Here is a 22,032-nt window from a genome sequence, read left to right on the forward strand (position 1 = left end):
CCGACATGGGAACCGTGCTGATCCGACCCCCCGGCCATCGCCGCGACGTCGCCCTGCGCCCCGCAGCCACCGCGATGGTGTGGATCGGCGAAGGCCACCCGCACGAGACCATCGCGGTGCCCGGTGTCGCTCTCGGCGAGAACGACGTGCTGGTCGCGGTCGAGATGTCGACCATCTGCGGGTCCGACGTGCACACCGTGCAGGGGCGGCGATCGGCGCCTGTGCCGCTGGTGCTCGGCCATGAGAGCGTCGGGCGTGTGATCGCCATGGGCGACGCCGGGGCGCTCGCCGTCGACGGCACATCCGTGCGCATCGGCGACCGGGTGGTCTGGTCGGTCACGATCTCCTGCGGCGCCTGCGACCGGTGCGCCCAGGGCGTGCCGCAGAAGTGCCGCACGCTGGGCAAGTACGGCCACGACCGCATAGGCGTGCACGGCGACCTCACCGGGGCCTTCGGCACGCACGTCCAGGTGCGCGCGGGCACCGCGATCGTGCGGGTGCCCGAGTCGCTGCCGGCCTCGGTGCTCGCGCCGGCATCGTGCGCGACCGCGACCGCCTGGGCCGCTGTCGCCAGAGCAGCGCGCGACCACGACCTCGAGGGCGCAGCCGTGCGCATCCACGGAGCGGGACTCGTCGGACTCTCCGCCGCCGCGATCGCCGTGGAGCAGGGCGCGACGGTCGAGGTGCTCGACCCCGTGCCCGCACGACTCGCGCTGGCCGCACGTTTCGGCGCCGGCCGCATCGACCGCGATCCGGACATCGTGATCGAGGCCTCGGGGCATGCTGTGTCCGAGGCCATCGCCGGCGTCGGCACCGGGGGAACGGTCGTGCTCGTCGGAAGCGTCTTCCCCGCAGAGCCCGTACCTTTCGACGCCGAGAGCATCGTGCGTCGACTCGTGACCGTCACCGGCGTGCACAACTACACCGGAACCGAACTGGCCGAGGCCGTCGGATTCCTCGCCGGACGAGGGCGCGCCTACCCGTTCGCGGATGCGGTCGGCGAGGTGCGGCAGCTCGCAGCCATCGACGAGGCGATCGCCGCGGCATCCGCTCCCGGTGCGCCGCTGCGCATCGGACTTGTGCCGGGACGCTGAACCCGGCGCTGAACCCGGCCCTGAACTCAGGGCTGAACTCAGCGGGGATCCGACGGAGGGCGGAGGGCTCTCAGTCGGTTCGCTCGTCCTGCACGGACGACGACGTCCCTGAGCGACGGGGGCCTGCGGGCCTGATGCCCTCGGCGTGGAAGGCGAGCAGCCGCATCGCGGTGTCGACCGTCTCGTCGAGGACCTCCTGCGGATCGCCGGTGAGCGCCAGCATCCGATGACCGACTCCGTCGCCCGTCGCCCACCCGAGGAAGACGGTGCCGGGATCGTGCCCGCCTTCGGGCTCGGGGCCTCCGACGCCGGTGGTCGAGATGCAGACGTCGGCGTCGAACAGCTGTCGCGCGCTCTCGGCGAGGTGCTCGGCGCACTCGGCCGAGCACGGATCGGTTCCCGGTGGGAGACCGAGCAGGTTCTCTTTGACGTCGGTGAGATAGGCGACGATGCCGCCGGCGAACCAGTCGCCGGCATTGTCGCCCGCGCCGATCGCGCTCGCCAGACGACCCGAGGTCAGCGATTCGACGACGCAGATGCGCAGCTCGCGCTCAGCGGCGACCTCGCTCAGTCGATCCAGCGACGACTGCTCTGCGATCACTTCTCGTCAGCGGAGTCGGCGTGGGTCGGTGCGTCCGACTCGATGTTCGCCTCGTCGGAGTAGTCGGGCCGCGGCGGCTGCAGCGGCTGGTCGGAGTACTCGCCACCGAGGCGTCCGCCGAAGGGGCGACCGTGGTCGGCGAACTCGTCGCGTGCGTAGACGAGCTCCCACTCTCCGACAGTGAAGCGCGCACCTGTGCGCAGCGTCTGGGAACGGTCACCCGGGTGCGTGGCGGTGGCGTCGGGGTTGCTGTTCATCTCGCCCTCGCCGTGCAGCTCGAGCACGTACTCGTCGCGGTCGTCGTGCGTGATCGTCGCATGCACGGGGTCGGCACCCTCGAGCCGCAGCTCGCTGTCGGCGGCCGAGCCGATGCGCACCACGTCGACCTCGAGGGCGAACTCCGTGCGCTCTCCGTCGCGGGTGACCCGCAGCCGGGGGTTGCCCTCGCCGAACTCGGCGTGGGTAGTCGTGGGGGTGTAGCCCTCGTCGGAACGGTCGTCGATGTGTCGTGCGTTCATGGTGGGTCTCCTCGCAGTCCCTGTCAGGATATGCGACCGAGGATTCGCTCGCAGGGGGTTGACTTCGGCCGCGGTCTTCACCCGTTCCCCGATCTTCCGGTCCCCGATCCTCGCTGCCCCGATCGTCGATCGAGGCGCAGGTTGTCAACCCCCTGCCGAGGGCGTCGAGAGGCCGCGATTCTCGATTGACGCCCGACTCGCGCCACCAACGGTGGTCGCCCGTCGCGAGGAAGAGGAGACACCATGGCAGACAGCACGCCCGACCCCCGCAGCCAGCACCGCCAGGAGGAGTTCCCCGCTCAGCAGCAGGACCAGCCGGGGCTGACCGATCAGATGCGCCCTGTGCCCGACCACGGTGAGAAGTCGTATGTGGGACACGCGCGGCTCGAGGGCCGTCGAGCCCTGATCACGGGCGGCGACTCGGGAATCGGCCGGGCCGTCGCGATCGCCTTCGCCCGCGAGGGAGCCGACGTGGCGATCGTGCACATGCCCGAGGAGCAGTCGGATGCCGATGCGACGATCGAACTCGTCCGCGCCGAGGGCAGGCAAGGGCTGAGCCTCGCGGGAGATCTGCGCGACGAGGCCTTCGCGACGGAGGTGGTCTCCGAGACGAGGAGCAGCCTCGGCGGATTGGACATCCTGGTGCTGAACGCCGCCTACCAGCACGACATCGACGGCTTTGAGAACCTCGAGACCGACAGGCTGCGCCGCGTGTTCGAGACGAACCTGTTCGGTCTGCTGTACTCGGCCAGGGCCGCGTACCCGCATCTGGAGCCGGGCGCGAGCATCATCGTGACGTCGTCCGTGCAGGCCTTCGAGCCGTCGCCCAACCTCATCGACTACGCGATGACGAAGGCCGCGCAGGTCGCGTTCGTGAAGGCGCTCGCCGAGGAGGCGGGCGAGCGCGGCATCCGTGTGAACGCCGTGGCCCCGGGGCCCATCTGGACGCCGCTGATCCCGGCCACCGGGTGGAGCGACGAGCGGGTGAAGACCTTCGGCTCCGACACGCCTCTCGGCCGGGCGGGACAGCCGGCCGAGCTCGCCGGCGCGTACGTGTACCTCGCCTCTGCCGAGTCGTCGTTCACGTCGGGGGCAGTGCTCGCGGTCACCGGAGGCAAGCACCTCTGACCGCCCGAGTTCACCGGGATCTCCGCCGGCCGTAGGCTTGCGGGGTGAAGCAGTCCGCGTCGTCCCGCCCGCTCGTGGGCGTCGCACTCGTCATCTGCTCCTGCCTGTCGTTGCCGTTCGGCGCGGCCGTCGCGGCCCAGCTGTTCCCGGTGCTCGGTCCGTGGGGCGTGACGTCGCTGCGCGTCGCGATCGCGGCGCTGCTGCTCGTCGTCATCGTTCGCCCGCGGCCGGTGCGCTGGACGAGGGCGCAGTGGCTCGCCGCCGTGCTGTTCGGAGTCGCGCTCGCGGCGATGAACGGCTTCTTCTACGCGGCCATCGACCGCATCCCGCTCGGGCCGGCCGTCGCGATCGAGTTCCTCGGCCCGCTGGTGCTGGCGGCCGTCCTGACCAGGCGCCTGGCCGATGCCGCCTGGGTGGGCGTCGCGCTGCTCGGCATGGTGCTCCTCGGCGTCGACGGACTGATCGGCGCCGAGCCGCTCGACCCCCTCGGCGTCGTCTTCATCCTGATAGCAGCGGCTTTCTGGGCCATGTACATCCGCATGAGCGCGCGAGTCGGTGCGATCATCCCCGGCACCAGCGGCCTTGCGGTCGGACTCGTCGTGGCTGCAGTGCTGCTGATCCCGGTCGGGGTGCCGGCGGCCGTCACCGTCGCGGGCGACATGCAGCTGCTGCTGCTCGCCGCCGTCACCGCCGTGCTGTCGTCGGTGATCCCCTACAGCTTCGAGCTCGCAGCGCTCCGTCGCCTGCCGCAGCGTGTGTTCGGCGTGCTGCTGAGCCTCGAGCCCGCGTTCGCGACGCTCGCCGGATGGCTGATCCTCGGCCAGTCGGCGACTCCGCTGAGGATGCTCGCGATCGCACTCGTCGTCGCGGCGAGCGTGGGCACGACTCTGGGGGTGCGGCGTCAGCGGCGTCGCGACGAGGCCGCAGCCGGGCGGCACGATGATGCCGTACCCGACGACGCGGACCGCGACGACGAGCCCGGGCCCTTCACGGCCCCGATCCCGCTGCCCGACTGATCACCCGAACCGTCAGCCCGTGACCGCAGCCGGCACGGGCAGGGGATAGCGTCGCCGCAGCAGCATGCGCTGCACCAGCGTCCAGACGACGGTGACCGTCAGGTAGAGCGCGGCCGCGAGGGGCACGAACACGGCGAACACGGCTGTCAGGTAGTGCAGAGCGCTCGTCACCCTCAGCATGGTGGGCGAGTTCAGCGGCGAGTCGTCGTCGACCGCGGCCGGTCGGAACACCCGCCGCGTGATCTCTGCCACCGCGATCATCACGGCGATCAGGGCACCGAACACCAGCAGCGTCTCAGGCGTCGCCGTGCCGCCGAAGACGGCCGAGACGAGGCTCGTTCCCAGCGGCGCACCGAACAGGTCGTGCGTGAGCAGGTCGTTCGGGTGCCCCGCGATGTCCGGGCGGATGAACAGCGTGTACAGGATGCCGACGACCGGCGCCTGCGCGAGAACAGGCAGCATGCCGGCGAACGGAGACGTGTTCTCGGAGCGATAGAGCTCGAGCATCTCCTTCTGCAGGCGTTCGGGGTTCTTCTTGTGTCGGCGCTGCAGCTCGCGCAGCCGGGGCGCGAGGCGCGCCCTGGTCTGCTCGGCCTTCGCCTGTGAGACGCCGACGGGGATCAGCAGGGCGCGCACGAGAATCGTCACGAGCACCACAGCGAGGGCTGCGGCGGATGCTCCGGCGACAGGTTCGAGCAGCGAGGAGAGCCCGGCGAGGGCGCCGTACGCCGCATCGAGCAGAAAAGTGAGGGGTGGGAAGGCGAAGATGTCCATGGAAGTCCGTTCGTGTGTCGGGAAGGGTCGGCGAAAGCCGCGCAGTCCCGTACGAGGACGGACTACGCGGGAACGGCGACTCCCGGCGCACGAGGGCGCGGGTGACCGGCGGCATCAGGGTCGCTCTGCGCGAGCAGCGTCGAGACGTCGATCGCCCGCAGCGGATGCGGAGCGCTGCTCGGCGAGGGCGGTGCCAGGCTCAGCGCGACGGCGATCGTGAGCGTCGTCAGGGCGATGAGCGCTATGGCGACACCGAGGGCAGCGGCATCGGGCACCGCGATGATCCCGAGCGCGGCCGCGACGAAGCCGAGCATCTGCCCGAACCACTCGCTCATGCGCGCCTCCCTGATCCCTCACGCCGAGGTTATCACCGGCATCCGACCGGGGGATCAGGCGCCCGCGCCTGCCTCGGGGAGGGGGACCGGAGATAGCCTCGATACATGACTGACCTGCGTGCGCTGCTCGGCATCGAACACCCCATCTTCCTCGGTCCGTTCGGAGGGCTCTCGTCCGTCGGGCTCGCCGCGGCCGTGAGCGAAGCGGGCGGACTCGGCGGTTACGGCCTGTACGGCTATGACGGCGACCGCATCCGCTCGACCGTCGCGTCGTTGCGGGAGGCGACCTCGCGCCCGTTCGCCGTGAACATCTGGCTGCCGACCGGCGACGAGGTCGAGCCGAACCCGCAGCACACCGTGTTCGCGCAGGCGCTTCAGCCGTTCTACGACGCGGTCGGTCTCGAGGTGCCGGAGCGACCCGAGCGGTACATGCCCCCGCTCGACGAGCAGCTCGACGCGATCTGGGAGTCGGCGCCGCCCGTGCTCAGCACGGTCTTCGGCATCCCCTCCGGCGACCTCGTCGAGGACGCGCATCGGCGGGGCATCCGCGTCGTGGCGACGGCGACGACCGTCGGCGAAGCCGTCGCCCTCGCCGAGGCGGAGGTCGACGCCGTCGTCGCGACCGGCTCCGAGGCCGGAGGCAAACGCGTGTCGTTCCTGCGCCCGGCCGAAGAGTCGCTCATCGGCCCCTTCTCGCTCGTGCCGCAGGTCGTGGATGCCGTCGACCTGCCGGTCATCGCGGCCGGCGGAATCGCCGATCGGCGCGGCGTCGCGGCCGCCTTCGCACTCGGGGCCTCGGCCGTGCAGGTCGGCACGGCCTTCCTGTCGACGACCGAGTCGGCGGCGAACCAGGCGCATCGCGACGCCATCCGCTCGACAGCCGCTGACGGCACCGTGCTCACGCGGGCGATGAGCGGGCGCCTGGCCCGCGGAGTGCGCAACCGGGCGGTACGCGCGATCGAGGCGGGTGGATTCATCGCCCCGTTCCCGATGCAGAACTGGCTCACCGGAAAGTTCCGCGCCGCGGCGGGTGAGCAGAATCTGGGCGAGCTGCAGTCGCTCTGGATGGGGCAGGCAGCGCCGCTCGCCCGCTACTCCACTGCGGCGGAGGCCTTCGCCGAGCTGGTGGCGGGAGTGCCCGCGAAGGCCTGAGCCGAGACGCCTGTCTCAGAGGATGACGGTCGAGCGGCCGTGCACGATCACGCGGTCTTCGGCATGCCACTGCACGGCGCGCGCGAGCACGAGGCGCTCGACGTCGGCACCACGGCGCTGCAGCTCGGCCGCCGACTCGGAGTGCGTGACGCGCGTGACGTCCTGTTCGATGATCGGTCCCTCATCGAGGTCTGCCGTGGCGTAGTGGGCGGTCGCGCCGATCAGCTTCACGCCGCGGTCCTTCGCCCTGGCATACGGGTTGGCCCCGATGAAGGCGGGCAGGAACGAGTGGTGGATGTTGATGACGGGGGCGCCCAGACCCGTGATGAACTCATCGGTCAGGATCTGCATGTACCGGGCGAGGACGACGAGATCGACGTTGCCGCGGAGCATCTCGAGCTGGCGCTGCTCCATCGCCTGCTTGTCGCCCGAGGGGATGTGCACGAACGGCACTCCGAGCGACCGCACCGACTCGGCGAGGTCGGGGTGATTCGAGACGACCATCGTCACGTCGATGTCGAGCTGGCCGCGCTGCGTGCGCCACAGCAGCTCCATCAGGCAGTGGTCGTACTTCGACACGAAGATCGCGACGCGCTTGCGGCGGGCGGTGTCGTGCAGCGACCACTCCATGCCGAAGCGCTCGGCGATCGGCGCGAGGTCGGCCTCGAGCGCCGTGCGCGCGGCGGAGAGACCGGGGAGGTGGATCACGGTGCGCTGGAAGAACCGACCGCCCTCGGAGTCGGTGGAGTGCTGGTCGAGGGAGATGATGTTCGCTCCGTGGGCGGAGAGCACTCCGGCGACGGCGGCGACGATGCCGGGCTGATCGTCGCAGGCGATCAGCAGGCGGGCGGTGTCGGGCTGAGACATGGGGGCTCCTCGGGGGTGTGCATCGATTCTGCCGTGGATGCGACCACCGGGCGAATCGTCGCTGCGGGGTCGCTACTCTGAGAGCGTGGACGCGGGCGATCTCGGACTGGTGCTGATCCCGCTGCTCGCCGTGGCAGCGCCGCTGCTCGCGCGCGGCATCCGACCCGTCATCCGGGTGCCGATCATCGTGTTCGAGCTCGTGCTCGGAATACTCGCGGGGCCGGCCGTGCTCGGCTGGGTCGAGCCGACGCCCATCCTCGAGAAGCTCAGCGACTTCGGCCTGGCGATGCTCTTCTTCGTGGCCGGATCCGAGATCGACTTCCGGGCCGTCTCTGGGCGCCCGCTCGTGCGGGCCTCGGTCGGCTGGATCATCAGCGTCGTGCTCGGGATCGCGATCGGTTTCTTCCTCGCGCCCGGCGAGGGGATGGTCGTGATCGCCATCGCCCTCAGCTCCACCGCGCTCGGCACGCTGATGCCGATCCTGCGGGATGCGAAGGAGACGGACACCCCGTTCGGCCGCGCGGTCACCGTGATCGGGGCCGTCGGGGAGTTCCTGCCGCTCATCGCGATCTCGCTCTTCCTCAGCACCCGCACCACACCGCTCGCCGCCGCCGTGCTGCTCGCCTTCGTGGCTCTGGCCGGTCTCGCCGTGCTGATGGCCCATCGGATGCAGCACGGGCGCCTGCACGCGTTCGTCCGTGCCACGCTGCACACTTCTGACCAGTTCGGCGTGCGCTTCGTGGTGCTGCTCATCGCGGCGCTGGTCGGTCTCAGCGTCATGCTCGACCTCGACATGCTGCTCGGCGCCTTCGTCGCTGGGGCCGTGTGGCGCATCATCATGGCGCGGGCGCCCGAGAAGGACGCCGCAGCGATGGAGACCAAACTCGAGGCCATCGCGTTCGGGCTCTTCGTGCCGATCTTCTTCCTCTACACCGGCGTGAACTTCGACCTCCAGGCGCTCACCGGCTCGTCTGCGGCGATGTTGATGCTGCCCCTGTTCCTCGTCGCGCTGCTCGTGCTCCGCGGCACCACCGCACAGCTCTCGGCCCCGTCAGGCTCGAGCGTGAGAGACCGCACGGCGCTCGGGCTGCTGGCCGCCACAGGGCTGCCCATCATCGTCGCTGTCACGGCCATCGGGGTGGACCAGAAGATGATCGACACAGGCACGGCCGCCGCACTCGTCGGCGCGGGGATGCTGTCGGTGCTGCTGTTCCCGCTGCTCGGCATGCTGATCCGCGGCGACGCCGCACGACTGGTCGACCCGGCGCTGGTTCGGGCGCGACCCCAGGGAGAGCTGTGACGACGGCATCCGCGCTGATCGCCGACGCCGTGCGTGCGCTCTCGGGCCTGCCGCAGGAAGGGCTGGGCGAAGAGCGGGACTCACGGTGGCGCGGACGCCGTATCGTGCGCGTCGGCGCCGCCTGGCACATCGGAGTGCTGCTGCTCACCGAGACGCATGCCCTGGCTACCGCCGAGGTGCTGCGCGCTGCCGACCCCGGACGCCGCGGCTACACGGCCGAGTCCGCGCGTGAGCGCGCCGAGCGACGTGCGCTGGCGCTGCGCGGCGGATTCGACGAGGGCGAGGTCGTGCACATCGGGTGGACGGTGATCGACCTCGACGCCGTGGATGCGGGCGGGCAATCGGGACCGCTCGCGATGATCGACTCCGTGCCGTCGGTGCGATGGAGCAGCGCCGGCGGATGGATGCCGCTCGAGGCATACCTTCGCGAACGGGTGGAGCTGCTGCGCGGCTGAGCCTGCGGGCGGGCCGCTCCTGACCTGCGCGGAGACAGGGTCGGGTCAGGCTGCCGCGAACGTCTGCGCGAAGCGGCGCAGCAGTGCAGCGCCCTCGGTGACCGATGCCGCGAGCACCTGCCCCTGCACCTCGTCGAACTCGTCGGGGTCGAAGTATCCGGTGGTGCGGTAGAACGTCATCCGGTCGGCGAAGTCCCTCGGGGTCGGCTCAGGGTGGAACTGCGCCGTGTACAGGTGAGTGCCGACCCGATACGCCTGCACCGGGCACGTGTCGTTCGTGGCGAGCAGCACCGCGCCCTGCGGCAGAGCAGCAGCGCTCTCCTTGTGGGCGGTGAAGACGGTGAGTGCGGGGGAGCTCGGGCCGAACACCGGATCGACCGCGCCGGCCTCGGTCGTCTCGATCACGGTGGCGCTGGCCGGCTCAGGGGTGTCGGTCGTGACCTCGCCGCCCAGCATCCGCGTCACCACGCCGATGCTGAAGCAGGTGAAGAAGACCGCGATCCGGCCCTCGATGGACAGCCGGGCGATGTGCTCGAGGTCTGCTTCGACGCGGAGCTGCGCCGCCGACTTCTCGACGTCGCTCACGTTGAACGGCGAGCCGCCGACCACGACGCCGCTGTACCGCGCGAGGCGGGCGGCGTCGAGGGGCTCGGCGAGCAGGTCGAGGCGGTCGACGACGTCGACGCCGAGCGCCCGTCGGAACGAGGCGTGCTCGGCATCCGCCGCCCCGAGCTCGGGGCGCACGCAGACGTAGAGAAGCGAGACCACCACGAGAGTCTAACGACGACCGGAGGGGGTCGCCGTCACCGCCGTCGTCGGGGCGTCACGCTCGCGTCATCGTGACGAGTTGGATGTGCGACCGCGCACGATCCCGATGAAGGTCTCGACGTCGGGGGTGGTGTGGTCGCGGCGCCACGCCAGGGCGACCGTCGACGTCGGACCGTCGACCAGGGGTCGATGGCCGGCATCCTTGCGGTGGTGCATGCGCGCGAGAGACATGGGCAGGATCACGATCCCGGTTCCGGTGGCAGCGGTCACGATGGCTTCTGCCACGGTCAGCGGTGCGAACGACGGCGAGAGGGCACCGGGGACGTCGATCGGACCCAGCGGGTCGTCGGTGGGGATCATCACGATCTCCCCCGCGAGGTCGGCGATGGTCAGCTCGTCGGCTGCGAGCAGGTGCGAATCGATCGAGGCGACCACGACGGGCACCTCGTCGTACAGCGTGATGATGTGCAGGTTCTCGTCGCTCAGCGGCAGACGCACCAGGGCGGCATCGAGGTCGTCGAGCGCCTCGCGCTGATCGGCGACCTCCACGGGCACGATCTCGACGGGCACGTGCGGCATCCGCTGCTTCCAGGCGTCGATCCACTTGCCGGGTGTGGCGCCGGGCACGACTCCGAGCCGGAACGTGCGGGGCTCGTCGGATTCGGGTTCCGTTGCGTCGAACACGACCTTGGCTGTCTTCTTCGGCGGCTTGGGCGGCGGGAACCGCTGCGCCGGTGCCGCCCTGTTGCGTCGCACGGGCGAGCCCTTGCCGGCACGCCCTGCCGGTCGTCGTCCCTGAGTCGCCATGTGCTCCAGGGTACCCGGCGGATGCCGTGAGGCGGTCTGAGATCGCGGCCGTGATCAGGCCGCGAGCCACAGTCCCTTCGGGTCGGTGGCGACCGTCAGACCGGCGGCGACCGTCTCGTCGTCGCCGATGCGAGCACCGCGCACGATCCGTGCGCCGGCCCCGACCTCGGTGCGGACTCCGATGTGTGCGCCGTCTCCGACGGCAGCGCCCTGGCCGATGTGTGCGTGCGCATCGACGTGCGCACCCTCGCCGATCACGGCATCCGGTTCGATCCATGCGCCGCGGGCGATGGTCGCGCCGGCGCCGATACGCGCGCCGGGTTCGATGTAGGCGCCCGCTTCAACATGCGCCTTCGGATGGACCTTCGCGCCATGCGCGACGAGACCGCGACCGTTGGCGTGCTTGCGATACCGCAGCGTCGCGCCCTGGTCGTTCTCGATGTCGACGTAGTTCTTGCCCACGATTCCTCCCCGTGTTCCGGAGTTCTCCGGATATATCAATAACCACGGGTGTGCCGGTTTCATTCCCGAGCATGGATCCGAGTCATCGCTGACACACGGGGCACCAGAAGGTGATGCGCTCACGGGTCGGATCCGCGCCCAGTTCGCCCCGCTTGATGAGGGTGCCGCAGCGGCGGCAGGGCTTGCCGGCACGGCCGTAGACCCAGGTTCCCTGACCGGGGCGATCGACTCCGGTGAAGGTGCGGTGACGACGATCGCGGTTCGCTCGGATCGTGCGCACGCCGAGGTCGAGCAGTGCGGGCACGTCGACCTCGGGGGCGGGCGTGGTCGGCAGGATCCCGCGCAGGAACAGGAGTTCTGCGGCGTACTCGTTGCCGAACCCTGCGACGTTGCGCTGGTCGAGCAGGGCGACGTGGATGCTGCGTGAGTCGGCGCTCACGCGCCTCGCGGCCTCGGCGGCGTCCCAGTCGGGGCCGAGAGGATCGGGCCCGAGATATCCGACGAGCTCGTCTTCATCGCGAGTCGGCACCACCTCGATCTCGGCCAGGTCGATGCCCACCGCCTCGCGCTGTGCGGTGCCGACGATCGCGCGCACCTTGAACGCCGGATGCCGCCACTTCTCACCCGCCCGGTACACCAGCCAGGCCCCGTCCATGCGCAGATGGGAATGCAGTGTGCTGTCGCCGATGCGCAGCAGCAGGTGCTTGCCGCGGGCGATCGAGGAGACGATCGGCTGACCGGTCAGGTCGAGGGTCGCGAAGCGCGGGACGCGGAGGTCGAAGCGCGCCACCTCGGCGCCGACCAGCGCCTCGTCGAGACGTTTGGCCGTGCGGAAGACCGTGTCGCCCTCGGGCATCAGACGTGCCCTGATCCGGCGGGCGGCGGCAGGGGCGCGGAGACGCTGCCCGGTGCGGGCGGTGCGGGCGGTGCGGGCGGTGCGGGCGGTGCGGGCTGAGCGGGAGGCGGGGGAGTCTGCGCCAGGGGAGTGCGCTCCAGCATGGTGCGCGCGAGAGTCGTGGCGCCCGCGACGGCGGCGGGCATGACGGCGACCGCGCCGCCGGGGATAAGGAAGCAGAGCTGCGTCGCGACACCGAAGCCGAGCACCCGCGCGCGACTGCCGCGGAACAGCACGGCACGGTCGGCGGGGGTGAGTTCGCGGGCGTCGAAGGCCCGCCCGGTGAGTTCGCGTGCGAGCATCCGCCCCGACAGCACGACACCTCCGACCGCCCCGAGCACCCCTCCGACGAGCGGCACGAGTCCGAGCAGCAGCACCAGGATCGCGATCAGGATGCCCAGGACCACGAGACGCAGGCCCTCGCCGACCGCCATCCAGAATCCGCCGCCGTCTGAGGGCGGTGCATCTCCGAGATCGGCCTCGACCGCACGCCAGATCCGCTGGTAGAACGGGTCGCCGATCGTCAGGGCGAGTGCGCTGAACACGGCGCTCGCGAGGGCGAGTGCGGCGGCGAAGATCACGATGCCCACGGCGGCTCTGAAGACGGATCGCCAAGCGGGGATCCAGCCGTCTGCGAAGGGCGTGACGGCGTCGGAGATCGGCGCGAGCGACAGGGCGAGCGGCACGAGACCGGCGAGCAGCACCAGCGCCGCGATGAGTCCGGGCACGAGTCCGAGGGCCATGGGGCCGGGCCGGCGTCGCCACGTGCCGAAGCCGCGCAGCAGAGTGCGGATGCCGTAGAAGAACTCCCCGATCATTCGTCCAGCCTAGGAGGGCATCGATCCTCTGGCGACCGCGCGCAGCATCCGAACATCCACGGCGATCAGCGAGGCGACCTGAAGGGTGTCCGGAACCCCCTTCCCGGCTCCGACGACGACGGTCGTGCAGCCGGCGGCCACGGCGGATGTCGCGCCGACGAGGGAGTCCTCGAGTGCGATGCATCTCTGTGCGGCGATGCCCAGACTCGCGGCGGCGCGAAGGTAGGGATCCGGCGCGGGCTTCGTGCGCGGGGTGTCGTCTGCCGTCACGATCACGTCGAACACCGACAGGTCGACGGTCTGCGCGAATCGCTGCACCCAGTGCCGAGGGGAGGAGGTCACGAGGGCCAGCGGCACCCGCGCTGCGGCGAGGGCAGCCAGCAACGATCGAGCGCCGGGAGTCCACGAGACGCCCCCGGCATACGCCTCGATCGACCGACGATCGAGCTCGTCGGCGACCGCTGCCGTCGTCATCTCGAGCGACAGGTGACTGCGCAGCGTCGCAGCCGCGCGGTCGAGGTCGAAGCCCTGCAGGGCTGACACGAGAGCGGGGTCGTCCGCACCGCTGTACCGCCGTACGAACTCCTCTACGACGAGCAGCCAGGTGCTCTCGGTGTCGAGAAGCGTGCCGTCCATGTCGCTGAGCACGGCCCATCCGGCTGGTGTCGCATCGGCTGAGTGCGGTGTGCGGTCGGGCATGGGGCGTCCTCCGGTCTGCGACCTCGAGCGATCGCTCAGCCCATCCGACCCGACGACACGAGCAGTGCGGCGTCCGTCCGCGAACCTGAGGTGAACGACAGTCGGCCGGCAGCTGAAGTCCGGTGGACAGGTGCGTGCACGTGTGCAGCCGCAGGCCGGCAGAGGACTCTCCGCCGGCCGAGCGCGGATACGCTGACGGCGGCGTGCCGGCCCTGTTCCGGGCGGCGAGGTCGGGAGGAGACGTCACATGCATCGCTATCGAGAGATCGCGCGCGATCTGAGCATCCAGATCATCGACGGGGCGTTCGACGAGGGCGGGATGCTGCCGCCCGAGGAACAGCTCTCGCGCACCTACGGAGTCTCCCGCGGCACGGTGCGCAACGCACTCGTGCTGCTCGCCCGTCAGGGAGCGATCGCGCCGCGCCGCGGATCGGGCTGGCTCGTGCGCACCACCGTGCAGAGTCAGCGCCTCTCGGAGATGCGATCCTTCGCGCAGTGGGCGCGGAGCCGCGGGATGGAGCCGGGGGGACGAGTGGTGTCGCAGCGCCGCAGAGCACCCACAGCCCTCGAGCTGCGGCAGCTGCGCGGTGGGTCCCGCGCCGGCGACGTGCTCGAGGTCGTGCGACTGCGCCTGCTCAATCGACGCGTCGTGATGCTCGAGCGCACGGCCTATCCGGCATGGATCGCGCCGATGATCGAAGCTCTGTCGCCTGAGGAATCGTCGGTCGTCGGCGCACTCGAAGAGCACCACGGCGTGCGCATGGTGCACGGGGAGCACTCGATCGATGCGATCGCCGCATCCAGCGAAGACGCGCGACTGCTCGAGGTACGACGGTCGAGTCCTCTGCTCCGGGTGAACCGGGTCAGCTACGCGGCAGACGGTCGCGCCATCGAGGCGGGCGATGACCGGTATCTGGCAGACACCATGTCGTTCCAGGTGCAGGCATCTCTGCAGGGCACCTCTCTGACGAGACAGGCCAACTGAGACGAGCCGACGACCCGGCTCTCGAACCGGTCGGGCTTCTCTGCGGTGGACTGCTGTGCGCACGCGTCCAGCAGGATCCGGTCGGGGAGGCCGGATGTGGCCGTCCGTTCACCTTCCGTGCATCCGCGGTTGGGTGGCCGCGGCGACGCTCGAGACAACAGCCCACTCGTCTCGAAAGGACGACACCCATGCATCCCTCCCGACCTCAGACCCGAACCAGGGGTGTCGCCCTGGTCGGCGTCGCACTGTCCGCCGTGCTGGTCGCCAGCCCGATCGCCGCGAGCGCGCAGGTGCCGGCCACGGTGCCCCACGAGGTGGTCGCGGCCGCCGAGTCGTCGTTCCAGGTGCCGACCGGCGCCCTCGTCGCCAGCAGCACGGTGCGCATCGAGTACGCGACCGACAGCCCCGACGGCACGAACTGGATCGGGTTCTACCGCGACGGTGAGGTGCCCGGCGGTGACGGTCAGGTCTCCGTCGCCTGGAAGTACGCCCCCGGCGCATCGGGATCCATCGATCTCGAAGTTCCTGCCGCTCCCGGCAGCTACACGCTCTGGTTCCTCGCCGCAGACGGCTACGAGCCTCTCGCCGAACAGCAGACCGTGACCGTGAGCGCTGCCGGCGGCGAGCTGAGCCCCGGCGATCCCGCGGCCGCCGTCGACATCGAATCTGTGACGACGGGCGTCGCGACCGATGGTGTGCTGCTGCGCGAGGGCTTCGACGCGGGGCTGCCCGAGAGCTGGTCGGTGGAGTCCGCCTCGACCATGGACGGCGTCGGCACCGCCGACTACCGAGGCTGGTCCGCCACGACGCGTGACGAGTGGACGGCGGATGTCGACGAGATGCGCGCACGCTTCGCCCGCCCGCTCGCCGGCTTCGCGGTCGCCGACGCCCAGCAGTTCGGAGCGCAGCCCTTCTCCTCGACGCTCACCAGCGCCGCTGTCGACGTCGAGTACCTGCGCTCGCTGGAGCTCTCGTTCGACAGTCACTATCGCGGTGCTCCCACGCAGACAGGCGTCGTCCGCGCGAGCTTCGACGGAGGCGACTGGGCGGAGGTGCTGCGCCTCGACTCCGCATCCGTGGCCGACGGCTACGACCCGCTGCAGCTGAACTACATGCAGGAGATCGCGATCGACGTTCCGGTCGGCGCTGCCGAGGTGCGATTCCAGTGGCAGCTCGACGCACCGGATGCGGACGCCCGCTACTGGGCGATCGACTCGGTGACCGTGCGCCAGGGCGCGCTCGCGACCGCGGAGGAGGCGACGACGCTCTGGACGGTGTCTGACATCCAGGGTCACCCCCAGGACTTCGAACACGGCCTCAACGATCTGCACGAGCTCGCTCCCGACCCCGCGGGTCTGCTGATCGTCGGAGATCTCGTGAACTCCGGCACCTCGACCGAATGGGACGAGATCTACCAGGTCATGGAGAACACGACCGCGATCCGACCCGAGACCACCGTCGCGTCGATCGGCAATCACGAGCGCTATGCGAGCGGAGGCTTCGCGTCGAACTTCGAGCGGTTCCTCGCGTTCGCCGAGCGCGACAAGGCGTACGCCGAATACGTGCTCAGCGGTCCGGGCGGTCAGGTGCCGGTGATCACGATCGGTCAGGAGATCAGCGGCCCGTCCGACGTGGCGATGACCGACGAGCAGGTGGAGTTCCTCGAGGAGCGCCTCGCTCACTGGACGGCGCAGGGTTCGCAGGTGATCGTCAACACGCACTTCCCGCTCGGCGACACCGTCTCTGCATCGTGGATCCCCTGGTACCACGACCACCACCTGATGAACGACCGCCTCACGAGCATCCTCGGCAACTACCCGAACGCTGTCGTCTTCAGCGGCCACACCCACTACCCCGCGACTCTGGGTGACTGGGCGGTGCAGCGCCGCACGGCGGACGGACACCCCGACGGCTTCTGGTCGGTCAACACGGTGGCGATGCACGTGGGGTGGGACGCGCGTGGTGAGAACACGGAGGGCATCAGCGAGGTCACGATCGGCGACGTCAACAACGGCCTGATCGTGGAGTCGTACGGCGACCGCATCGTGGTCAAGGCGCTCGACTTCTTCGCCGATGAGCAGATCCGCGAGGTCACCATCCACAACCCGCTCACGCCGTATGCGGCAGACATCGTTCCGGTCGCCGAGCGTCCTGCGGACTACTCCGCGGTCGACGCGGCGCTCGCTGCGGTGCCGGCCGACCTCAGCCCCTTCACGACTGACAGCGTCGCCGCGCTGAACCGCGCGATCTCCGCCGTCGAGCGGGAGCTGACGGCAGCCGACCAGGCCGAGGTGGATGCCATGGCAGTGGCGATCCGGGCGGCGGTCGACGGGTTGGTGCGCATCGAGGACGACGCACCGGGCACCGATCCCGGGGCGGGCTCCGGCTCGGGGTCTGATTCGGGCTCGGGGTCGGGCGCGGGCTCTGGCTCCGGTTCGGACGGGGGTGCGGCCGACGGCGACCTTGCGACCACCGGCTACGACCCCGGCGTCACCTGGATCCTCGCACTCGGACTCCTCGGGCTCGGCGGAGGGATCCTCCTGGTTCGTCGTCTCGTGGCCCGTCGCTCATCGTCGGACGCCACGGAATCGACGCCGCTGAGCTGACGCTGCTGAGCTGACGCGCTGAGTCGCCCCTGCGACGCCGTCGGTCTGTGCCATGGTGCGGATCGGCGGCGTCGTGGTGCGTGCGCGGCCGTTCAGATCGCCTTGCGCAGCGTGTAGCCGCGGGGTGTCGCGACGAACCCCGCCTCCTGCAGGGCGAGGGCGAGTTCGGTGCCGTAGACGCCCTCTCCGTTGACCTTCTCGACCGTGAGGGTGTCGAGACGGCGGGCGCGTGCCGTCGCGGCGAGGTCGGATGCCGCGGCTCGCAGCACCTCGGATTCGTCGGTGAAGCACAGCACCGTGCGCCCGCCCCGTTCGAGATAGAGCACGAGCGAACCGTCGACGAGCACCACCAGGCCACCGGCCTTGCGCCCGGGGCGATGCGACACCTCGTCGCGCTTAGGCCACCCGAGAGCCGCGCCATAGGGATTGGCGGGGTCGGTCGCGGCGAGCGTCACGGCCTTGCGCGGGGGCGGGTCGGCGAGTCCGGCGAACGTGCGCAGGCGGTCGACGGTGGCGGATGCCGCGAACTGCGCAGCACCGAGCCTCTCGATCACGTAGCCGCGACGGCAGTGCCCGGCCTCTTCGAAGCCGGCGAGCACCCGGTAGGTCTGGGCGAAGCCGCCCGGCACGCCCTCGGCCTGCACCGCGCCTCGTGTGACGACGCCGTAGCGGTCGAGCAGCAGGCCGGCGGTGACGGTCGCGCGCCGAGCGGCATCCGTCTCGACGGAGGGCAGCAGCGACCAGCGTCCGCCGATCGACGACGGGCGCGCCGCGGTGCGGGCGAGCGACATGCCCCGGTAGGTGCGCGTGCGCGGGGCGCGTCTGGTCACCCGGTGGGCCTGCGACCCCCCTGCCAGCAGCGACCGGATCGGGGCGAAGGTGTCGTTGGTCACGCGGCCGGCCCAGGTCAGCGACCACAGCGCCTCGAGCACGGACTGCTCGTTCTCGGCGGCCGCCATCTCTCTCAGCTGGCCAGCGAAGTAGGCCCCGCCCGCCTCGAGCGCGGCCAGCACCCGGGCCTCGAGCGAATCCGCGGCGATCTCGTCGTCGGGTTCGGGAAGTGTGAAGGGCGCGAGGTCGGCGGGGTGCAGCGACACCCAGCCGTCACGACCGGGCAGCGTGCCGTGGCCCGACCAGATCACCTCGCCCGACGCCGTGAGCTCGTCGAGCAGGGCGGGGGAGTAGTCGCGCACGCGGGAGGGGAGCACCAGGGACTCCCATGCGCTGGCGGGAATGGGCACCCCGGCGAACTGCTCGATCACGGCGAGCACGCCGTCGAGTCCTTCGAGCGGACGGCCGAGGTGCTGCCAATCGGGCAGGAAGCGCGCATACGCTTCAGGGGACACCGGCTCGACGCTGCCTCGGATCGCGGCGAGCGACCGCATCCGCAGTCGACGCAGCACCTCGGTGTCGCACCATTCTGTCTCGTTGCCGGTGCCGGAGGCCTCGGGCAGGAAGTAGCCGCTGGTGAGCCGACCCGAGTGCTCCAGCCGCTGCAGGGTGTGCCGGGCGACGGCCGCACCGAGGCCGAAGCGCGACGCGATGGCATCCGTCGTGAAAGGTCCGTGCGTGCGGGCGTACCGCGCGACGAGATCGCCGAGCGGATCGGCGAGGGGTTCGAGGAACGTGACGGGGATGCCGGTGGGCAGCGCCGCGCCGAGCGCATCGCGCAGGCGCCCGGCGTCTTCGATCGCGGCGACGCGCGTGGTGCCGGCCACCGTGACCGGGATCGCGCGGCGCGCGTCGATCAGCGCGTCGAGGTGTTCGGAGGCCGAGCCGGTCTCGGGGTCGAGTCGCGCGTCGATCTCGGCCGCATCCATCGGGCCGAGCATCCGCAGCAGGTCGGCGACGCCCTCGAGGCCCCGCGCATGCCGCTCGGGGTCGAGTCGCTGCGCCTCGCGCTCGAACTGCGTGATGACGTCGGGGTCGAGCAGTTCGCGGAGCTCGACCGTGCCGAGCAGCTCGCCGAGCAATGCGGGGTCGACCGAGAGGGCAGCCGCCCGACGCTCGGCGAGCGGCGAGTCGCCCTCGTACATGAATGCGCCCACGTAGCCGAAGAGCAGGTCGCGCGCGAACGGCGAGGGCTGAGACGGCTGCGTCTCGACGAGTCTGATGCGCCGGTCGGCGATCGAGACCGCGAGCTTGCGGAGCGACGGGAGGTCGTAGACGTCCTGCAGCACCTCGCGCAGGGTCTCGAGGATCACCGGGAACGTCGGATGCCGGCGGGCGACTTCGAGCAGCTGCGCCGAGCGCTGCCGCTGCTGCCACAGCGGTGTGCGCTTGTTGGGGTTCATCCGCGGCATCAGCAGGGCGCGGGCGGCGCATTCGCGGAACCGGGAGGCGAACAGCGCCGAGCCGCCGACCTCCTGCGTGACCAGCTGTTCGAGCTCGTCGGGGTCGAACACGAACAGCTCGGCGCCCGGCGGTTCGGCCTCGGCATCCGGAATGCGCACGATGATGCCGTCGTCGCTCGCGACCGCCGAGCCCTCGACTCCGAGGCGCTCGCGGATGCGGGCGTTGATCGCCAGGGCCCACGGCGCGTGCACCTTCATGCCGTACGGGGAGTGAAGGATCACCCGCCAGTCGCCGACCTCGTCGCGCCCGCGCTCGACCGTGAGGGTGCGGTCGGTCGGCAGGGTGCCGGTCGCCTCTCGCTGCTCAGCCAGGTGCGCCATCAGGTTCATCCGGGCCTGCTCGTCGAGACCGGCTTCGATCAGCCGTTGAGCCGCTTTCTCGGGAGTCGCCGCCGACACCTCCCGGGAGAACTTGCCGAGAGCCTCGCCGAGTTCGAACGGGCGGCCGATCCCGTCGCCGTGCCAGAACGGCACCTTGCCCGGCTGGCCGTACGCGGGGATCACATTGACCCGGTCGTGCGTGATCTCGGCGATGCGCCAGCTCGTCGTACCGAGCGTGAACACGTCGCCGACCCGCGACTCGTAGACCATCTCCTCGTCGAGCTCGCCGACGCGCGCGCCGGTGCTCTCGCCGGCGACGAAGACGCCGAAGAGTCCGCGGTCGGGGATCGTGCCGCCGCTGGTGACGGCGATGCGCTGGGCGCCTGGGCGCCCCGTGAGCGTGCCTGCGTCTCGGTCCCACACCAGGCGGGGGCGCAGCTCGGCGAACTCGTCGGAGGGATAACGTCCGGCGAGCAGGTCGAGCGTCGCCTCGTAGGCCGACCGGGGGAGGGACTGGAACGGTGCCGAGCGGCGTACGGTCTCGAACCACTCCTCGACGCTGATCTCACCGAGGGCGCTGGCCGCGACCGTCTGCTGAGCGAGGATGTCGAGCGGGTTGCGCGGCACCTGGATCGCCTCGATCTTGCCGGCCAGCATCCGCTCGGTGACGATCGCGGTGTGCAGCACGTCGCCCCGGTGCTTGGGGAACAGTGCCGCGCGGCTGATCTCGCCGACCTGGTGCCCTGCGCGGCCGACGCGCTGCAGACCGGAGGCGGCCGACGGCGGCGCCTCGACCTGGATCACCAGGTCGACCGCGCCCATGTCGATGCCGAGTTCGAGGCTGCTCGTCGCGACGACGCACCGCAGGACGCCCGACTTCAGCTCCTCCTCGACCTGGGCCCGCTGCTCTTTAGAGACCGAGCCGTGGTGGGCCTTGGCGAGCACGGGGTCGGCTCCGGCTGTCGCGCCCGCCTGCGCCATCATGGCCGCGGGCACCGATGCCTCGGGCAGGGCGACGCCGATGCGCTCGGAGTAGATCTCGTTGAGGCGCCCTGTGAGGCGCTCGGCCAGCCGTCGCGAGTTCGAGAACACGATGGTCGACTTGTTCTGCAGGATGCGGTCGACGATCGCCTCCTCCACGTGCGGCCAGACGGAGCCCGTGACCTCGGTGTACTCCGCATCCGCCGCATCGCCGGCACCGTTCGGCGCGCCGGGAGGCGGTGGCGGGTTGGTCATGTCGTCCATCGGGACGACAACCCCGAGCTCGAACGTCTTGGATGCCGGCGGGGCGACGATCTCGACCGGAGCCGCGCCGCCGAGGAAGCGCGCGACCTCGTCGATCGGGCGCACGGTCGCCGAGAGCCCGATGCGCTGGGCCGGCTCGTCGTGACCGTGAGTGCGGCGCAGGGCGTCGAGACGCTCGAGGCTCACCGCGAGGTGGGCCCCGCGTTTGGTCGCGGCGACCGCGTGCACCTCGTCGATGATGACCGTGTGCACGTCGCGCAGAGTCTCGCCGGCGCGACTGGTGAGCATCAGGTACAGCGACTCGGGGGTCGTGATGAGGATGTCTGGCGGGTCGGAGACCAACTTGCGGCGGTCGCTCGAGGTGGTGTCGCCCGAGCGGACGCCGACCGTCACGGAGGGGGCCTCGACGCCGAGGCGCCTGGCCGACTGCCCGATGCCGATGAGTGGAGAGCGCAGGTTGCGCTCGACGTCGACGCCGAGAGCCTTCAGCGGCGAGATGTAGAGGATGCGCGTGCGCGAGCTGTCTGTGCCACGCGCGGGCTGCTCGGTGCGCTCGCGGAACACGCTGTCGATCGCCCAGAGGAAGGCCGAGAGGGTCTTGCCCGACCCCGTCGGGGCCACGACGAGCGCGTGCTTGCCGGCGGAGATGGCGTTCCACGCGCCGGCCTGTGCGGGAGTGGGTTCGGGAAAGGCACCCCTGAACCAGTCCTGCGTGGCAGGGGTGAAGCGGTCGAGCACGTCACCCATCCCTCCATCATCACCCGTGCCACCGACATCGGGGCGACTGTTGTCTGCAGGAACGATGATGAGGTAGGTGCGATCCGAGGTGGCG

General features: G+C 70.7%; 20 protein-coding genes. 8 read left to right on the plus strand and 12 right to left on the minus strand.

Features of this window, described 5'->3' with window-relative positions; genetic code table 11:
- Positions 1-5 precede the first annotated feature (5 nt).
- A complete protein-coding gene (locus ACLKOY_RS14930; RefSeq protein ID WP_436454358.1) occupies positions 6-1,094 on the plus strand; it encodes an alcohol dehydrogenase catalytic domain-containing protein in 1,089 nt (362 codons plus the stop codon).
- Positions 1,095-1,164: 70 nt separating this feature from the next.
- Here the strand turns inward: ACLKOY_RS14930 and ACLKOY_RS14935 are convergent, their stop codons facing one another.
- Both ACLKOY_RS14935 and ACLKOY_RS14940 read right to left on the minus strand, forming a co-directional pair.
- Positions 1,165-1,695 carry a CinA family protein gene (locus tag ACLKOY_RS14935; RefSeq protein ID WP_436454359.1) on the minus strand — a complete coding sequence of 177 codons (531 nt, stop codon included), beginning with the start codon at positions 1,693-1,695 and terminating at the stop codon, positions 1,165-1,167.
- The gene (locus tag ACLKOY_RS14940; protein WP_436454360.1) at positions 1,692-2,213 is read right to left on the minus strand and encodes an FHA domain-containing protein; all 522 of its coding nucleotides are present in this window, start codon (positions 2,211-2,213) and stop codon (positions 1,692-1,694) included. Before ACLKOY_RS14940 ends, ACLKOY_RS14935 begins: the two co-directional genes overlap by 4 nt.
- Before the next feature lie 243 nt (positions 2,214-2,456).
- Here ACLKOY_RS14940 and ACLKOY_RS14945 point away from each other — a divergent pair, with 243 nt between their 5' ends.
- Positions 2,457-3,341 (plus strand): SDR family oxidoreductase, encoded by an 885-nt coding sequence (locus ACLKOY_RS14945; protein ID WP_436454361.1) that lies wholly within the window; start codon positions 2,457-2,459, stop codon positions 3,339-3,341.
- A gap of 44 nt (positions 3,342-3,385) precedes the next feature.
- The gene (locus tag ACLKOY_RS14950; protein WP_436454362.1) at positions 3,386-4,357 is read left to right on the plus strand and encodes an EamA family transporter; all 972 of its coding nucleotides are present in this window, start codon (positions 3,386-3,388) and stop codon (positions 4,355-4,357) included.
- 12 nt (positions 4,358-4,369) lie between these two features.
- Here the strand turns inward: ACLKOY_RS14950 and ACLKOY_RS14955 are convergent, their stop codons facing one another.
- Together ACLKOY_RS14955 and ACLKOY_RS14960 are read right to left on the minus strand one after the other, a co-directional pair.
- Positions 4,370-5,131 (minus strand): YidC/Oxa1 family membrane protein insertase, encoded by a 762-nt coding sequence (locus ACLKOY_RS14955; RefSeq protein ID WP_436454363.1) that lies wholly within the window; start codon positions 5,129-5,131, stop codon positions 4,370-4,372.
- 62 nt (positions 5,132-5,193) lie between these two features.
- On the minus strand, positions 5,194-5,466 hold the full coding sequence (locus tag ACLKOY_RS14960) for a DUF6412 domain-containing protein (protein ID WP_436454364.1): 273 nt from the start codon (positions 5,464-5,466) through the stop codon (positions 5,194-5,196).
- A gap of 105 nt (positions 5,467-5,571) precedes the next feature.
- On the opposite strand from ACLKOY_RS14960, the gene ACLKOY_RS14965 reads away from it, so the two are divergent.
- Positions 5,572-6,618: an NAD(P)H-dependent flavin oxidoreductase gene (locus ACLKOY_RS14965; protein WP_436454365.1), complete on the plus strand. Its 1,047-nt coding sequence runs from the start codon at positions 5,572-5,574 to the stop codon at positions 6,616-6,618.
- A gap of 15 nt (positions 6,619-6,633) precedes the next feature.
- Here the strand turns inward: ACLKOY_RS14965 and purU are convergent, their stop codons facing one another.
- Positions 6,634-7,485, minus strand: coding sequence for a formyltetrahydrofolate deformylase (purU, locus tag ACLKOY_RS14970; RefSeq protein WP_436454366.1), 852 nt, complete (start codon positions 7,483-7,485; stop codon positions 6,634-6,636).
- 85 nt (positions 7,486-7,570) lie between these two features.
- Between purU and ACLKOY_RS14975 the strand changes: the two genes are divergently transcribed.
- Together ACLKOY_RS14975 and ACLKOY_RS14980 are read left to right on the plus strand one after the other, a co-directional pair.
- Complete coding sequence (locus tag ACLKOY_RS14975; protein ID WP_436454367.1) at positions 7,571-8,785, plus strand: cation:proton antiporter; 1,215 nt, start codon at positions 7,571-7,573, stop codon at positions 8,783-8,785.
- Positions 8,782-9,240 carry a glutaminase gene (locus ACLKOY_RS14980; protein ID WP_436454368.1) on the plus strand — a complete coding sequence of 153 codons (459 nt, stop codon included), beginning with the start codon at positions 8,782-8,784 and terminating at the stop codon, positions 9,238-9,240. The genes ACLKOY_RS14975 and ACLKOY_RS14980 overlap by 4 nt, the downstream gene beginning before the upstream one ends.
- Positions 9,241-9,285: 45 nt before the next feature.
- Here the strand turns inward: ACLKOY_RS14980 and ACLKOY_RS14985 are convergent, their stop codons facing one another.
- The 6 genes from ACLKOY_RS14985 to ACLKOY_RS15010 all read right to left on the minus strand — a co-directional run bounded on the left by ACLKOY_RS14985 (position 9,286) and on the right by ACLKOY_RS15010 (position 13,689).
- Positions 9,286-10,008 (minus strand): glutamine amidotransferase-related protein, encoded by a 723-nt coding sequence (locus ACLKOY_RS14985; RefSeq protein ID WP_436454369.1) that lies wholly within the window; start codon positions 10,006-10,008, stop codon positions 9,286-9,288.
- A gap of 66 nt (positions 10,009-10,074) precedes the next feature.
- Positions 10,075-10,815, minus strand: a complete 741-nt coding sequence (locus ACLKOY_RS14990; protein WP_436454370.1) for a LysR substrate-binding domain-containing protein — start codon at positions 10,813-10,815, stop codon at positions 10,075-10,077.
- Between the two features lie 54 nt (positions 10,816-10,869).
- Positions 10,870-11,277, minus strand: coding sequence for a DapH/DapD/GlmU-related protein (locus tag ACLKOY_RS14995; protein WP_042540126.1), 408 nt, complete (start codon positions 11,275-11,277; stop codon positions 10,870-10,872).
- Between the two features lie 82 nt (positions 11,278-11,359).
- Complete coding sequence (locus tag ACLKOY_RS15000; protein ID WP_436454371.1) at positions 11,360-12,133, minus strand: DNA-formamidopyrimidine glycosylase family protein; 774 nt, start codon at positions 12,131-12,133, stop codon at positions 11,360-11,362.
- The gene (locus ACLKOY_RS15005) at positions 12,133-12,990 is read right to left on the minus strand and encodes an EI24 domain-containing protein (RefSeq protein WP_436454372.1); all 858 of its coding nucleotides are present in this window, start codon (positions 12,988-12,990) and stop codon (positions 12,133-12,135) included. The genes ACLKOY_RS15000 and ACLKOY_RS15005 overlap by 1 nt, the downstream gene beginning before the upstream one ends.
- 9 nt (positions 12,991-12,999) lie before the next feature.
- A complete protein-coding gene (locus tag ACLKOY_RS15010; RefSeq protein WP_436454373.1) occupies positions 13,000-13,689 on the minus strand; it encodes an HAD family hydrolase in 690 nt (229 codons plus the stop codon).
- 247 nt (positions 13,690-13,936) lie between these two features.
- Between ACLKOY_RS15010 and ACLKOY_RS15015 the strand changes: the two genes are divergently transcribed.
- The gene (locus tag ACLKOY_RS15015) at positions 13,937-14,674 is read left to right on the plus strand and encodes a GntR family transcriptional regulator (protein ID WP_140037970.1); all 738 of its coding nucleotides are present in this window, start codon (positions 13,937-13,939) and stop codon (positions 14,672-14,674) included.
- A 188-nt stretch (positions 14,675-14,862) separates the two neighbouring features.
- Positions 14,863-17,280, plus strand: coding sequence for a DUF4073 domain-containing protein (locus ACLKOY_RS15020; protein ID WP_436454374.1), 2,418 nt, complete (start codon positions 14,863-14,865; stop codon positions 17,278-17,280).
- 92 nt (positions 17,281-17,372) lie between these two features.
- On the opposite strand, the gene ACLKOY_RS15025 is transcribed toward ACLKOY_RS15020, so the two are convergent.
- Positions 17,373-21,947 carry an ATP-dependent helicase gene (locus tag ACLKOY_RS15025; RefSeq protein ID WP_436454375.1) on the minus strand — a complete coding sequence of 1,525 codons (4,575 nt, stop codon included), beginning with the start codon at positions 21,945-21,947 and terminating at the stop codon, positions 17,373-17,375.
- Between the last annotated feature and the right edge of the window lie 85 nt (positions 21,948-22,032).

The sequence above is a fragment of the Microbacterium sp. K2 genome (assembly GCF_051365005.1).
Taxonomy (GTDB): Bacteria; Actinomycetota; Actinomycetes; order Actinomycetales; family Microbacteriaceae; genus Microbacterium; species Microbacterium foliorum_B.

Excerpts from the sequence above, each read along its gene's own strand:
- ACLKOY_RS14930 (WP_436454358.1), top strand. The coding sequence starts at position 6 with ATGGGAACCGTGCTGATCCGACCCCCCGGCCATCGCCGCGACGTCGCC.
- ACLKOY_RS14940 (WP_436454360.1), bottom strand. The coding sequence starts at position 2,213 with ATGAACGCACGACACATCGACGACCGTTCCGACGAGGGCTACACCCCC.
- ACLKOY_RS14945 (WP_436454361.1), top strand. The coding sequence starts at position 2,457 with ATGGCAGACAGCACGCCCGACCCCCGCAGCCAGCACCGCCAGGAGGAG.
- ACLKOY_RS14955 (WP_436454363.1), bottom strand. The coding sequence starts at position 5,131 with ATGGACATCTTCGCCTTCCCACCCCTCACTTTTCTGCTCGATGCGGCG.
- ACLKOY_RS14960 (WP_436454364.1), bottom strand. The coding sequence starts at position 5,466 with ATGAGCGAGTGGTTCGGGCAGATGCTCGGCTTCGTCGCGGCCGCGCTC.
- ACLKOY_RS14965 (WP_436454365.1), top strand. The coding sequence starts at position 5,572 with ATGACTGACCTGCGTGCGCTGCTCGGCATCGAACACCCCATCTTCCTC.
- purU (WP_436454366.1), bottom strand. The coding sequence starts at position 7,485 with ATGTCTCAGCCCGACACCGCCCGCCTGCTGATCGCCTGCGACGATCAG.
- ACLKOY_RS14990 (WP_436454370.1), bottom strand. The coding sequence starts at position 10,815 with ATGGCGACTCAGGGACGACGACCGGCAGGGCGTGCCGGCAAGGGCTCG.
- ACLKOY_RS15000 (WP_436454371.1), bottom strand. The coding sequence starts at position 12,133 with ATGCCCGAGGGCGACACGGTCTTCCGCACGGCCAAACGTCTCGACGAG.
- ACLKOY_RS15005 (WP_436454372.1), bottom strand. The coding sequence starts at position 12,990 with ATGATCGGGGAGTTCTTCTACGGCATCCGCACTCTGCTGCGCGGCTTC.
- ACLKOY_RS15010 (WP_436454373.1), bottom strand. The coding sequence starts at position 13,689 with ATGCCCGACCGCACACCGCACTCAGCCGATGCGACACCAGCCGGATGG.
- ACLKOY_RS15015 (WP_140037970.1), top strand. The coding sequence starts at position 13,937 with ATGCATCGCTATCGAGAGATCGCGCGCGATCTGAGCATCCAGATCATC.
- ACLKOY_RS15020 (WP_436454374.1), top strand. The coding sequence starts at position 14,863 with ATGCATCCCTCCCGACCTCAGACCCGAACCAGGGGTGTCGCCCTGGTC.
- ACLKOY_RS15025 (WP_436454375.1), bottom strand. The coding sequence starts at position 21,947 with ATGGGTGACGTGCTCGACCGCTTCACCCCTGCCACGCAGGACTGGTTC.